Genomic DNA, 12,816 nt, shown 5'->3' with positions numbered 1-12,816 from the left:
CGTCTTTGAGTAAAGCGACCCAGAGGCATATCATTCATGACACCTGATCACGAATTGGAAAAATGGCACTCGACGGACGACTCCTCTCCAATGTGGGCGTGCTCGCCGCTGTCGTCGAAGGCGGCAGCTTCGCGAGCGCGGCCAATGCGCTCGGCCTCACACCCTCGGGCGTCAGCCGCGCCATCGCACGGCTGGAGGCACGCATTGGCGTGCGCCTGTTCGACCGCACGACGCGCTCGCTCAACCTCACGGACGAAGGTCGGTTGCTCTATGCCAACGTCAATCCGCTGGTGCTGGGCATCGAGGACGCGGTGACCATCGCGGCGGGCTCCTCCGGCGCGGTGCGCGGGCGATTGCGCGTCAACACCGACGCCTTCACATCGCGCCTTCTCCTCGCGCCGCACCTCCCGCGCTTTCTGGACCAATACCCCGAGCTCTCGCTCGACCTCGTCGCGCGCGACCAGCTCGGCGACCTGGTGGCCGAAGGCTTCGACATCGCAGTGCGCTTCGGGGAACCGCCGTCGTCGTCGCTGGTGGCGCGCAAGCTCATGGACACACGCATCGTGACCGTCGCGACACCAGCCTACCTGAAGCGGCATGGGCGCCCCGCGAAACCGGCGGATCTCGCCGACCACATGTGCCTGCAGGTGCGCAACCCGGTCACGGGGCAGCCCTATGCGTGGGAGTTCCAGCGCGGCCGCAAGCACCTGAAGGTGCCCACCACCGGCCGGCTGCTGCTGACCGATGCGGGCACCATCCTCGCCACCGCGCTCGCCGGTGTCGGCATCGCGCAAATCAAGGCGGTGGGCATCCAGGCACAGCTCGACAGCGGCGAGTTCGTCGACCTGTTTCCCGATTGGCCCGACGAGCGCTTTCCGCTCTACGCGCTGTACCCGTCGCGCCACCTGCCGGCGGCGAAGGTGCGGGCCTTCATCGACTTCGTGATGGCGGCGATCGCCCCCGAAGCGAAGCCGAAGGCCTCGCGCTGACACGCTGCTCGCAGGTCCGTAAACGGCCAGCGCCGGATGAGGCGCGCACGCAGGATGTGGGTTTCCATCCGAGCCTCATCGCATGCCTTCCGCCCTTCCCCGCTCCTTCCAGAACCTTGCGTGGTCCAACCTCGCGGCCCAGTCCGCCGAACAACTGAGCCTGGCCGCCGTCCCATTGGTCGCGGTGCTGATGCTCGGCGCCGGTCCGGGCGAAATCGGCTTTCTCGCGGCGATTCAGACCTTGCCCTTCCTCCTGGTCTCGATGCCGCTCGGACTGCTGGCCGATCGCATGTCGCGCCAGCGGCTGATGGTGTGGGCCGAGGGCTTGCGGGCGGCGTCCCTGCTGGTGCTCCTTGCGATGGTGTTCGCGTCGAAGCTCAGCGTCGCGTGGCTGGCGGTGCTCGGGTTTCTCGGGGCCGTGGGCACCGTGGGTTTCAGCGTGGCGGCGCCGGCCCTGGTGCCCGCGCTCGTGCCCCGCGAGGCGCTGGCATTGGCCAATGGAAGGCTCGAGCTCGCACGCAGCGCAGCCTTTACCGCGGGTCCCGCGCTCGCCGGTGCGCTGGTTGCATGGGCCGGTGCATCGGCCGCCTTCGTGCTGGCGGCGGTGCTGTCCGTCGCGGCCGTGGCGTTGCTGCTGCGACTGACCGAAGCGCCACGTTCACCCGCCGCGCCGCGCCATCCCTTGCTCGAAGTGAAGGACGGCGCCCGCTTCGTCTGGCAACACGAGTTGCTGCGGCCGATGGCGATCACCGGCGCGGTCTTCAACATCTCGTGGTTCGTGCTGCAGGCCGGCTATGTGCCGTATGCGGTGCGGGTGCTCGGGCTCGGCGCGCAGGCGGTGGGCTTCACGCTGGCGATGTACGGCGCGGGGATGGTGGTGGGTGCGCTGTTGACGTCGCGCGTCGTGGCGCACCTGCCGTTCGGGCGCGCCATCCAGGTCGGCCCCGCGGTGGCGGTGATCGCGGCTGGCGTGATGGCGGCCACGCTCGTCTTTCCCCTGGCATCGCTGGCTGCGCTCTCGTTCTTTCTCTTCGGCGCGGGGCCGATGGTCTGGGTCATCACATCGACCACGCTGCGGCAAAGCGTCGTGCCCTCGACGATGCTGGGGCGCGTTTCGGCGGTGTTCCTCACGATCAACTCAGGCGCCCGTCCGATTGGGGCCGCGCTGGGTGGCGTGGTGGGTGCCGCATGGGGCGAACCCGCCTGCCTGCTGCTCGCACTCGCGGGGTTCGTGCTGCAGGCGGTGATCATCTTTGCATCGCGCATCAAGGCACTGCATCGGCTGCCGGCAGCCGCTTGACCGCGCCGCGCCTCAGGCCCGGCTCCGCCCCTGCTGGCGCCCCGAGGCCGGCTCCAGGAAGAGCTGGCGGAAGTACTCGCGAAACGCCGTCATGGCCGGCGAGAACTCGATGCCCTGTTTCCAACCGAGCCCGATGTTCATCGTGGGCACGGCATCGCGCAGGTTGATGGTCTCGATGCGCTTGCCCTCCAGCGACCAGGGCCGGTAGACCATGTCCGACAGCACCGTCACGCCCAGCCCGTTGGCCACCGTGCTGCGCACCGCTTCCACCGAACTCGTGCGCAGCCGCACCTTGGGTTGGTGCGGCGTCTTGCTCCAGTACTTGAGCGCGGTGGCCGCGGCCTCGTCCACCGTGAGCATGATGTAGGGCTCGGCCGCCACGTCGGCCAGCGTCACCTCGGCCTTGTCGAGCAGCGGGTGCTTGGCCGGCACCCACAACCGGCGCTGCGAACCGAAGAAGGTCTCCAGCGAGAGTTCGCGCAGCACGACGTTCGACGTGAGCACCACGCCGATGTCGTAGCGCTGCGTGATCAGGCCTTCCTCGATGGCTTCGCGCGCCACCTCGTGCACCTTCACCGTGACCTGCGGATGCAGCTGCTCGAAGCGCTGCAGATGGTGCGGCAGGAAGTAGCCCAGCACCGTGTAGCTCGCAGCGATGGTCAGCGAACCCTCGACGTTCTCGCCCTCGTGCGGCATGCGGATCGCCTCGTCCGCGGCCGAGAGCACCGCGTAGGCATGGCTCAGGAAACGCCGTCCCGCCTTGGTCAGTTCCACGCCGTGGGGATGCCGCTCGAACAGCTGCTGCCCCATCATCTCCTCCAGCTCGCGGATCGCGGTGGTCACGGCCGACTGCGAGATATTGAGCTGCAACGCCGCATGCGAGATGCGCCCCACCTCGGCCACGGCCGAGAAGTACTTGAGCTGGCGAAGGGTCAGGGACATGGTGCCGCCTTCCTAGGGTATTTCCGGATGCGATGACGGTGGCCACCGTTGCGCGCAAACCCGATATCGAAGAATCGCATCCCTCCAGCGTAGCGCCCATTCCGCGGCATAGCGACATCTGTTTTTCAGATACCTCCTCGCCTGAAAACAATGCTTTTCAGTCTTTTGGCTGCTCACTAATCTTCGCTCCGTCCTGCATTGCCGGCCTCCGGCGATGCCAACGAAACAAAGGCTGCAAGACGTGAAGAAAACGCGGATCGATCTGAACTCCGACATGGGCGAAGGCTTCGGCCCGTGGACCATCGGCGATGGCGTGGACGAAGAACTCATGCCGCTGATCAGCTCGGCCAACATCGCGACCGGCTTCCATGCGGGCGATCCGAACATCATGCGCAGGATGGTGCTGCTGGCCCGGGAACACGGCGTGGGCATCGGCGCGCACCCCGGCTTTCGCGACCTCGTGGGGTTCGGGCGCCGGCACATCAACGCACCGGCCGAAGAACTGGTGAACGACATGGTCTACCAGTTGGGCGCACTGCGCGAGTTCGCGCGGCTGGCGGGCATGACGCTGCAGCACATCAAGCCGCATGGCGCGCTCTACATGCATGCGGCGCGCGACGAGGCGCTGTCGCGCACACTGGTCACCGCACTGCAGCAGATCGAACCCACGCTGCGCCTGTTCTGCATGGAATCGTCCGTCACCTTCCAGGTGGCGCGCGAACTCGGCCAGCCGGTGGTGCGCGAGTTCTACGCCGACCGCGACTACGACCTGAGCGGCTCCATCGTCTTCACCCGCCGCGTCGGCGCACTCGAACCCGATGCGGTGGCGGCCAAGGTGCTGCGCGCCTGCACCGAGGGCGTGGTGCGCACGGTCGAGGGCAAGGACATTGCCATCGGCTTCGACTCGGTCTGCATCCACAGCGACACACCGGGCGCGCTCGCGCTGGTGCAGGCCACGCGGCGCGCCCTCGCCGAGCACGACATCCGAATCACCGGTCTTGCCGGACTTGCCACGCCGGCCTGAGTCTTTCCCCCGTTCCCGTTCTTGTTCCAGGAGTGCATCGATGTCCGCTACCCATGAAGTCCTGAGCCCGCTGCCGGGCACCTTCTACCGCCGCTCGGCGCCCGACGCGCCGCCTTTCAAGGCCGAAGGCGAGGTGGTGGCCGTGGGCGACGTGCTGGGCCTGGTCGAGGTGATGAAGCAGTTCAGCGAGGTCACGGCCGATGCGGCCGGGCGCATCGTGCGCTTTGCGGTCGAGAACGCCGAGCCGGTCGATCCGGGCCAGGTGCTGGCCATCATCGAAGCGGTGTGAGACCGGGTCCGATGAACGCTGCATTCGACAAACTGCTCGTTGCCAACCGTGGCGAGATCGCGGTGCGCATCATCCGCGCCGCCAAGGAACTGGGGCTGAAGACCGTTGCCGTCTACAGCGATGCCGACGCCCAGAGCCTCGCCGTCCGCATGGCCGATGAGGCCGTGCGCATCGGCCCTGCCCATGCGACGAAGAGCTACCTGAGCGTCGACGCGATCCTGCAGGCGGCTGCCGAGAGCGGGGCCGGCGCGGTGCATCCCGGCTACGGATTCCTCTCGGAGAACGCAGACTTCGCCGAGCGCGTCGAGGCGGCCGGCCTGGTGTTCGTCGGCCCGACGCCGCACGCGATCCGCACCATGGGCGACAAGGCCGCCGCGCGCGCCGCCGCGATGAAGGCCGGCGTGCCCACCGTGCCCGGCAGCGCGGGCGTCGTGACCGATCCGGACACCGCTGTGGAGGTTGCGAAGGACATCGGCTACCCGATCATGATCAAGGCCTCGGCCGGCGGCGGCGGACGCGGCATTCGCGTGGCGCACGACGAGGCCGAGCTGCGCCAGCAGTTCGCCACCGCCACGGCCGAGGCACTGGCGGCCTTCGGAAACGGCGAGGTGTACCTCGAACGCTTCATCCGCCAGGCCCGCCACATCGAGGTGCAGATCCTGGGCGACGGGCAGCGCGTGGTGCATTGCTTCGAGCGCGAATGTTCGCTGCAGCGCCGTCGCCAGAAGGTGTGGGAAGAAGCGCCTTCGGCCGCCATCAGCGGGGCCACGCGCGCCGCGCTCTGCGAGTCGGCGCTGCGCCTGGCCAACGCGGTGGCATACCGCGGTGCCGGCACGCTCGAGTACCTGTACGACGACGACACGCGCGAGTTCTTCTTCATCGAGATGAACACCCGCATCCAGGTCGAGCACCCGATCACCGAGATGATCACGGGTGTCGACCTGGTGAAGGAAATGCTGCGCATCGCGCTCGGCCAGCCGCTGCGCCTGAAGCAGGAAGACATCCGCCTGACCGGCGCCGCCATCGAGGTGCGCATCAACGCCGAGAACGCGGCGAAGAATTTCATGCCGAGCCCGGGGCTGGTCTCGCAGCTCGTGGTGCCCGGCGGCCCGGGCGTGCGCTTCGACACCATGCTGTTCCCCGGCTACACCGTGCCCGCGTACTACGACTCGCTGCTCGGCAAGCTGATCGTGCACGACACCGATCGCGCGGGCGCGTTGAGCCGCATGCGCCGCGCGCTCGGCGAGCTGCAGGTGGAAGGCATCCACACCACGATCCCGCTGCATCGCGCACTGTGCGAAGACGCCGACGTGGCCAGGGCCGCGTTCCACACGGGTTTCCTCGAAACCTGGCTCGAGGCCAATCCACTGCCCGACGCCGCCCCACTTGCGAAGGTGCCCGCATGACCGCTGCAACCACCCTTCCCGCCCAGGCCCGCTACAGCTTCGGCGGCGACGAGCACCTGTTCGTCGAGATCAGCGAAGAGATGTCGCTGCCGGCCTTCTTCAAGGGCATGGCCATCTGCAACGAACTGCGCCGCCGTGCGCTGCCGGGGGTGACCGAGATCTGCCCGGCCAACGCCGCCTACCTCGTGCGCTTCGACCCCGACGTGATCGTGCCCGACGCATTGCTCGCCACGCTGAAGGAAATCGAAGCGGGCCTTGGCGAAGCCGACCTGCAGATGGAGACCCGCATCATCGAAGTCCCGGTGCTCTACAACGACCCGTGGACGCACGAGACGCTGATGCGTTTTCGCGAGCGCCACCAGGACCCGTCGAGCACCGACATCGAATATGCCGCGCGCATCAACGGCCACGCTTCGGTCGAGGCCTTCATCGAAGCGCATTCGTCGGCGCCGTGGTTCGTGTCGATGGTCGGCTTCGTGGCCGGGCTGCCCTTTCTCTTCCAGATGGTCGAGCGCGAGCGCCAGATCCAGGTGCCCAAGTACCTGAGCCCGCGCACCGACACCCCCAAACTGACGCTGGGCCACGGCGGCTGCTTCAGCTGCATCTACTCGGTGCGCGGCGCGGGCGGCTACCAGATGTTCGGCGTCACGCCCGCACCGATCTTCGACCCGGCCCAGCGGCTGTCGTACCTGAAGGACCTGATGGTGTTCTTCCGGCCCGGCGACATCGTCAAGTGGAAGCCCATCGATCGCGCCGAATACGACCGACAGATCGCCGAGGTCGAGGCCGGAACCTACGCCCTGCGCATCGCACCGGTGTCGTTCTCGCTCAAGGATTTTCTGGCCAACCCCGATGGCTACAACCAACAGCTCCTGAAGGTGCTCCATGGCGATTGAAGTGCGCAAGCCCGGCCTCGCGACCAGCGTGCAGGACGCGGGCCGCCCCGGCTACTACAACCTGGGCATTCCGCTGTCGGGCGCACTCGACCAGCAAAGCCTGGTGCTCGCGAACCTGCTGGTCGGCAACGACGAAGGTGCCGCCGTCATCGAGAGCACGCTGCTCGGGCCCGAACTGCAGTTCGATGCGCCCGCGCTCGTGGCCGTCACCGGCGCCGACGCGAAGATCAAGCTCAACGGCAACGAGATGCCGCGCAACGAATCCTTCGCGGTGCAAGCCGGCGACACGCTGGGCTTCGACTTCATGAAGCTCGGTGCGCGCATGTGCATCGCAGTGGGCGGCGGCATCGATGTGCCGGTGGTGCTGGGCAGCCGCTCGACCTACGGCCTCGGTGCGTTCGGCGGCTTCAACGGCCGCAAGCTGCTGGCCGGGGACAGGCTGCCCGTGGGCACGCCCTCCTCCGTCGCCCGGCCGGGCCGCAAGGTAGATGCGGCATGGCTGCCGGCGCTTGCAAAGGAGGTCGCATTGCGCGTGCTGCCCGGCATCTACTTTCACCGCCTGCAGGACATGTCGGTGCAGAGCTTCTTCGCCGACACCTGGACCGTCGGCTCCGAGGCCGACCGCATCGGCTACCGCTACAAGAACGGCACGCCGCTGAAGTTCCTCGAGCGCACGCCGCCGTTCGGCGCGGGCGACGATCCCTCGAACATCGTCGATGCGGGCTACCCCTACGGCTCCATCCAGGTGCCGGGCGGTCGTGAGCCGATCATCCTGCACCGCGATGCGGTGTCCGGTGGCGGCTACGCGATGGTCGGCACCGTGATCAGTGCCGACATGGACCTGATCGCCCAGATGCAGCCGAACCACAAGGCCCGCTTCGTCGAGGTCGACATGGCAGAGGCCCTCGAAGCCCGCGCCGAGCGACGACGACGGCTCGACCGCCTGCGGGCCGCGCTCGCGGCCTGAGTCCCTCTCTTCTTCTTTTTCCGCTGTCACCCAAGGAGTTCTTCATGAACAGCTCGCCCCTGCGCGTTTCATTGATCGTCAGTTCGCTCGCCGCCGCCATGCTGTGGCACGGCCATGCCTCCGCGGCCGACTGGTTCCCCTACAAGGCCGAGGCCACCGAGCCCGCCTTCTCGGCCGAGGGCAAGAAATCGCCCATCGACTACACGCCGCTCGCCAAGGCTTCGAAGAAGTGGGACATCTGCGTGTCGTTCCCGCACATGAAGGACGCCTACTGGCTCGGCGTGGACTACGGCGTGATCGAGGAGGCCCGGCGCCAGGGCGTGAAGCTGCAGGTGGCCGACGCGGGCGGCTACACCAACCTCGCCAAGCAGGTGTCGCAGATCGAGGACTGCGTGGCGCGCGGCGCCAACGCGGTGATCATCGGCGCGATCTCGGGCGACGGGCTCAACAACGTCATCAAGGCCACCGCCGCGAAGAAGGTGCCGGTGATCGACCTGGTCAACGGCATCAGTTCGCCCGACCTGTCCGCCAAGTCGCTCGTGTCGTTCTACACGATGGGCCACTCGACCGGCGAGTACCTCGCGAAGAAGCACCCCGCCGGTTCGGCGCCGGTGAAGGTCGGCTGGTTCCCCGGCCCGGCCGGTGCCGGCTGGGTCGAGGCCGCGCATAAGGGCTTCATGGAAGCGGTCAAGGGCAGCGCGGTGGTGGTGCTCGATCCGAAGTACGGCGACACCGGCAAGGAGGCGCAAGCCAAGCTGGTCGAGGACGTGCTGCAGGGCAACCCCGACCTGGCCTATGTGGCCGGCACGGCGGTGACCGCCGAAGCCGCCACCGGCATCCTGCGCTCGCGCAATCTCGACAAGAAGGTGCAGGTGCTCTCGTTCTACATGACGCCGGGCGTCTACGAGGGCATCCAGAAGGGCCGCATCGTGGCCTCGCCCGCCGACTCGATGGTGATCCAGGGCCGCATCGCGGTCGACCAGGCGGTGCGCCTGCTGGAGAGCAAGGACGTGGTCAAGCACGTCGGCCCGAAGATCTTCGTGGTCGACAGCAGCAACATCAAGACGGTGAAGCTGGACGACATCCTGCCGCCACCGGGCTTCAAGCCGGTGTTCGAGGTCAAGTAAGCCCGCATGCCGTCGTTCATGCCCACGCTCCTGCTGCAAACACTCGGCCTTTGCAAACGCTATCCGGGCGTGCTGGCGCTCGATGCGATGGACTTCGAACTGCGCGCGGGCGAGGTGCACGTGCTGTTCGGCGAGAACGGGGCCGGCAAGTCCACGCTCATCTCGCTGCTGGCCGGTGCCAACACGCCCTCGGCCGGCGAGATCCGCATGCACGGCGAGCCGGTGCGGTTTGCGAACGTGCACGACGCCCGGCGCCACGGCATCAGCGCGGTGTTCCAGGAGTTCTCACTGATCCCCACGCTCTCGGTGGCACAGAACCTGAGCCTGGGCGAAGAGCCCTGCAAAGGCGGCCTGCTCGACCGCGGCGCGGTGCGTGAACGTGCGCGCGTCATGCTGGCCGATCTGGGCTTCGACATCGACGTCGACGCGCCCGTCTCGGGCCTCACGCGCGCGCAGCAGCAGATGGTGGAAATCGCCAAGGGCCTGCGCGGCGAGGTGTCGGTGTTGATCCTGGACGAACCGACCGCCTCGCTGACCGACACCGAGACACAGCGCCTGTTCGAACTTGTCGCACGGCTCAAGGCGCGCGGCGTGGGCATTGTCTACATCTCGCACCGCATGCAGGAGATCGCGCAGATCGCCGACCGCATCACGGTGCTGCGCGACGGCCGCAAGGTCACGACGGTGGATGCGCATGCGACGAGCGCCGACCGGCTGATCGAGCTGATGAGCGGGCGGGCCATCGAACAGATCTACCCCCGCATCGCCGCCAACCCCGGCGAAGTGGTGCTGCAGGTCGAGGGATTGAGTTCGCCCAACGGCGTGCGCAACGCGAGCCTCACGGTGCGACGCGGCGAAGTGGTCGGGCTGGCGGGCCTGGTGGGCTGCGGCAAGTCGGAGCTGTTCCGCGCCATCTACGGGCTTGATGCCGTCAGCGAAGGCCGCGTGCTCTTCAAGGGCCAGCCGCGCACCGGCGCGAAGGTGCGCCGGTTGCTCGACGAGGGTCTCTTCTACCTGCCCCCGGACCGCAAGGGCGAAGGGCTGGTGCTGGGCTTCACGTCGCGCGCCAACATCACCCTGCCGCTGGTGCACGGGCCGCTGCGCGGCCGCGGCGGATGGCTGCGCCAGCGCCTCGGACGCCGGCTTTCCACGGCCGCCGCCGAGCGCGTGGAACTCGCGCCGCGCAATCTCGAGCGGCCGGTGGCGCTGCTCTCGGGCGGCAACCAGCAGAAGGTGCTGTTCGGCAAGGGCATGACGCGCGACGCCGCGCTCTACGTGTTCGACGAGCCCACGGTCGGCGTGGACGTCGGCACCCGCAGCGCGCTCTACCAGGTGATCAAGAAGCTCTGCGAAGGCGGCGCCGCGGTGGTCGTGATCTCTTCCGACCTGCCCGAGGTGCTGCACCTGAGCCATCGCGTCTACGTGATGTGCCGCGGCGAGATCGCCGGCGAACTGCAGGGCGACGCGATCAGCGAGACCCGCGTGCTCAACCTGTTCTTCGGTTCCAGCGAAAGAAAATCATGACCCCGTCCTCCAACGCGACCGCCATGGCGGCGCCTGCCCCCGGCCCCGGCGGCCGCCTGCTCGGCCTGCTGCGCACCCTGTTCCTGCGCCTGGGCGTGTTGCCCTTCATGCTGGTGATCGCCTTCGTGGTGTTCAGCACACTGTCGGACCAGTTCCTCACGGTGCAGAACCTGGTGAACCTGCTGCGCCAGTCGGTCTACCTGATCCTGGTGTCGATGGGCCAGATGCTCGCGCTGGTGACCGGCGGCTTCGACCTCTCGGTGGGCACCGTGATGGCGATCACCTCGGTGGTCTCCGCGCTCGCGATGCAGTTTTTCGGCGCGGCCCTTCCCGATGCCACCTGGGTGGTCGTGATCGCCGGCTGCGTCTGCGGGCTGCTGGCCGGGTTGACGGTGGGATTGATCAACGGCATCGGCGTGGCCTTCATCGGCGTCTCGCCCTTCATCGTGACGCTGGGCGTGCAGTCCATCGGCTTCGGCTTCGCGCTGTTCCTCACGGGCGGCGTGCCGGTGTCGGGCATGCCCGGCGAGTTCAGCGAACTGTTCGGCTTCGGCACGTTGCTCGGGGTGCCGATACCGATCCTGGTCACGGCCGTGTGCGTGGCCGGCATGGGCGTGCTCATGGGCCGCATGCCGACCGGCACGCACCTGCTGGCAGTCGGCGGCAATGCCAAGGCCGCGGCGCTCTCGGGCATCGACACCCGCCGCGTGCTGCTGATGGCCTACCTGCTGTGCGCGGGCCTCGCGGCCGTGAGCGGCCTGCTGCTGACGGCGCGCGTGGAAACCGGCGAGGCCAACCTGGGCGGCACCGTGGCACTCGAATCCATCGCCGCCTGCGTGATCGCGGGCGTGAGCCTGCGCGGCGGCATCGGCCGGGTGCCCAACGTGGTGATGGGCGCGATCTTCATCGGCCTGGTGCAGAACGGCATGAACCTCGCGAGCGTCGGCTCGTACTTGCAGATGGTGGTGCTGGGCGCGCTGCTGATCGTGGCCGTGGTTGCCGACCAGATCCGCCACCGCATGGTCGCGCCGGGCAGCCACTGAGCGCCGGCAGACAAGACACAAAAAAGGAACTCGCATGACTCTCAAGACCAACGCCGCCATCGACGCGCGGCGCATCGCCGCCACGCCGCGCGGCATCGGCATCGGCTTTCCGATCTACGCGGAACGCGCGCTCAACGCCGAACTGTGGGACGTGGAAGGCCGGCGCTACATCGACTTCGGCTCCGGCATCGCGGTGCTCAACACCGGCCACCGGCATCCGCGCGTGGTCGAGGCGATCCGCGCGCAGCTCGACCGTTTCACCCACACCGCCTACCAGGTGGTGCCCTATGAAAGCGTGGTCTCGCTGGCTGAGCGCCTCAACCGGCTGACGCCCGGCACACACGCCAAGAAGACCGCCTTCTTCACCACGGGCGCCGAGGCGGTCGAGAACGCCATCAAGATCGCACGTGCCGCCACGCGCCGCCCCGGCGTGATCGCGCTGGGCGGCGGCTTCCACGGCCGCACCTTCATGGGCATGGCGCTCACCGGCAAGGTGGTGCCGTACAAGACCGGCTTCGGCCCCTTCCCCGGCAGCATCTTCCATGTGCCTGCGCCGATCGCATTGCACGGCGTGTCGGTGGACGATTCGCTGCGCGCCATCGAACAGCTGTTCAAGGCCGACATCGAGCCTGAACAGGTGGCCGCGATCATTCTCGAGCCGGTACAGGGCGAAGGCGGCTTCTACGCGGCGCCGCCCGAGTTCATGCGGGCGCTGCGTGACATCTGCGACCGCCACGGCATCCTGCTGATCGCCGACGAGATCCAGACCGGCTTCGGCCGCACCGGCAAGTGGTTTGCGATGGACCACTACAACGTGGTGCCCGACCTCATGACCATGGCCAAGAGCCTGGCGGGCGGCACGCCGCTGTCGGCCGTCTGCGGCCGCGCCGATCTGATGGATGCACCGGCACCGGGTGGGCTCGGCGGCACCTACGCCGCCAATGCGCTGGCCATCGCATCCGCGCATGCGGTGCTCGACGTGATCGAGGAAGAAAAGCTCTGCGAACGCGCGCAGGTGCTGGGCGACCGGCTCAAGGCACGTCTCGAGGCGCTGCGCGCGAAGGTGCCGCAGATCTGCGACGTGCGTGGCCTCGGCGCCATGGTGGCGGTCGAGTTCGCCGGAGCCGACGGCGCCCCCGACCCCGCCTTCACGAAGCAGGTGCAAACCCGGGCGCGCGACGCGGGTTTGCTGCTGCTGACTTGCGGCGTGCATGCCAATGTGGTCCGCTTCCTCTTCCCGTTGACCATCGAGGACGCGGTGCTCGAGGAAGGACTGGAAATCCTCGCCGCCGCCCTTCAATCCTGAGAC

The 12,816-nt window shown here is 68.0% G+C and carries 12 protein-coding genes; 11 read left to right on the top strand and 1 reads right to left on the bottom strand.

The features are described 5' to 3' along the window. Positions 1–62: 62 nt before the first annotated feature. On the top strand, positions 63–989 hold the full coding sequence (locus GNX71_RS15980) for a LysR family transcriptional regulator (protein ID WP_206179203.1): 927 nt from the start codon (positions 63–65) through the stop codon (positions 987–989). A gap of 82 nt (positions 990–1,071) precedes the next feature. Beyond that, positions 1,072–2,289 (top strand): MFS transporter, encoded by a 1,218-nt coding sequence (locus GNX71_RS15975; RefSeq protein ID WP_206179202.1) that lies wholly within the window; start codon positions 1,072–1,074, stop codon positions 2,287–2,289. Between the two features lie 12 nt (positions 2,290–2,301). Here GNX71_RS15975 and GNX71_RS15970 read toward each other — a convergent pair whose 3' ends face one another. Then, positions 2,302–3,231 (bottom strand): LysR family transcriptional regulator, encoded by a 930-nt coding sequence (locus tag GNX71_RS15970; protein ID WP_206179201.1) that lies wholly within the window; start codon positions 3,229–3,231, stop codon positions 2,302–2,304. Positions 3,232–3,472: 241 nt separating this feature from the next. Between GNX71_RS15970 and GNX71_RS15965 the strand changes: the two genes are divergently transcribed. Genes GNX71_RS15965 through gabT form a run of 9 tightly spaced genes read left to right on the top strand, consistent with a single transcriptional unit; the run spans position 3,473 to position 12,813 of the window. Continuing rightward, a complete protein-coding gene (locus GNX71_RS15965; protein ID WP_206179200.1) occupies positions 3,473–4,255 on the top strand; it encodes a 5-oxoprolinase subunit PxpA in 783 nt (260 codons plus the stop codon). A 40-nt stretch (positions 4,256–4,295) separates the two neighbouring features. Beyond that, entirely contained in the window at positions 4,296–4,544 is a 249-nt protein-coding gene (locus tag GNX71_RS15960) for an acetyl-CoA carboxylase (protein WP_206179199.1), read from the top strand. An 11-nt stretch (positions 4,545–4,555) separates the two neighbouring features. After that, positions 4,556–5,950, top strand: a complete 1,395-nt coding sequence (locus GNX71_RS15955) for an acetyl-CoA carboxylase biotin carboxylase subunit (protein ID WP_206179198.1) — start codon at positions 4,556–4,558, stop codon at positions 5,948–5,950. Beyond that, positions 5,947–6,846: an allophanate hydrolase subunit 1 gene (locus GNX71_RS15950; RefSeq protein ID WP_206179197.1), complete on the top strand. Its 900-nt coding sequence runs from the start codon at positions 5,947–5,949 to the stop codon at positions 6,844–6,846. The genes GNX71_RS15955 and GNX71_RS15950 overlap by 4 nt, the downstream gene beginning before the upstream one ends. Further along, positions 6,836–7,813 carry a biotin-dependent carboxyltransferase family protein gene (locus tag GNX71_RS15945; protein ID WP_206179196.1) on the top strand — a complete coding sequence of 326 codons (978 nt, stop codon included), beginning with the start codon at positions 6,836–6,838 and terminating at the stop codon, positions 7,811–7,813. The genes GNX71_RS15950 and GNX71_RS15945 overlap by 11 nt, the downstream gene beginning before the upstream one ends. Before the next feature lie 44 nt (positions 7,814–7,857). After that, entirely contained in the window at positions 7,858–8,940 is a 1,083-nt protein-coding gene (gene torT, locus GNX71_RS15940) for a TMAO reductase system periplasmic protein TorT (RefSeq protein WP_206179195.1), read from the top strand. Between the two features lie 18 nt (positions 8,941–8,958). After that, positions 8,959–10,464 (top strand): sugar ABC transporter ATP-binding protein, encoded by a 1,506-nt coding sequence (locus GNX71_RS15935; RefSeq protein WP_206179194.1) that lies wholly within the window; start codon positions 8,959–8,961, stop codon positions 10,462–10,464. After that, on the top strand, positions 10,461–11,507 hold the full coding sequence (locus GNX71_RS15930; protein ID WP_241027285.1) for an ABC transporter permease: 1,047 nt from the start codon (positions 10,461–10,463) through the stop codon (positions 11,505–11,507). The genes GNX71_RS15935 and GNX71_RS15930 overlap by 4 nt, the downstream gene beginning before the upstream one ends. A 34-nt stretch (positions 11,508–11,541) precedes the next feature. Further along, the gene (gene gabT / locus GNX71_RS15925) at positions 11,542–12,813 is read left to right on the top strand and encodes a 4-aminobutyrate--2-oxoglutarate transaminase (RefSeq protein WP_206179193.1); all 1,272 of its coding nucleotides are present in this window, start codon (positions 11,542–11,544) and stop codon (positions 12,811–12,813) included. Positions 12,814–12,816: the final 3 nt, after the last annotated feature.

It is taken from the genome of Variovorax sp. RKNM96 (assembly GCF_017161115.1).
Classification (GTDB): Bacteria; Pseudomonadota; Gammaproteobacteria; order Burkholderiales; family Burkholderiaceae_C; genus Variovorax.
This window is presented reverse-complemented; position numbering and strand designations above follow the sequence as displayed.

Bases quoted from the DNA above. Each gene is read 5' to 3' on its own strand.
- GNX71_RS15980 (WP_206179203.1), top strand. From the start codon at position 63: ATGGCACTCGACGGACGACTCCTCTCCAATGTGGGCGTGCTCGCCGCT.
- GNX71_RS15975 (WP_206179202.1), top strand. From the start codon at position 1,072: ATGCCTTCCGCCCTTCCCCGCTCCTTCCAGAACCTTGCGTGGTCCAAC.
- GNX71_RS15970 (WP_206179201.1), bottom strand. From the start codon at position 3,231: ATGTCCCTGACCCTTCGCCAGCTCAAGTACTTCTCGGCCGTGGCCGAG.
- GNX71_RS15960 (WP_206179199.1), top strand. From the start codon at position 4,296: ATGTCCGCTACCCATGAAGTCCTGAGCCCGCTGCCGGGCACCTTCTAC.
- GNX71_RS15955 (WP_206179198.1), top strand. From the start codon at position 4,556: ATGAACGCTGCATTCGACAAACTGCTCGTTGCCAACCGTGGCGAGATC.
- GNX71_RS15950 (WP_206179197.1), top strand. From the start codon at position 5,947: ATGACCGCTGCAACCACCCTTCCCGCCCAGGCCCGCTACAGCTTCGGC.
- GNX71_RS15945 (WP_206179196.1), top strand. From the start codon at position 6,836: ATGGCGATTGAAGTGCGCAAGCCCGGCCTCGCGACCAGCGTGCAGGAC.
- torT (WP_206179195.1), top strand. From the start codon at position 7,858: ATGAACAGCTCGCCCCTGCGCGTTTCATTGATCGTCAGTTCGCTCGCC.
- GNX71_RS15935 (WP_206179194.1), top strand. From the start codon at position 8,959: ATGCCCACGCTCCTGCTGCAAACACTCGGCCTTTGCAAACGCTATCCG.
- GNX71_RS15930 (WP_241027285.1), top strand. From the start codon at position 10,461: ATGACCCCGTCCTCCAACGCGACCGCCATGGCGGCGCCTGCCCCCGGC.
- gabT (WP_206179193.1), top strand. From the start codon at position 11,542: ATGACTCTCAAGACCAACGCCGCCATCGACGCGCGGCGCATCGCCGCC.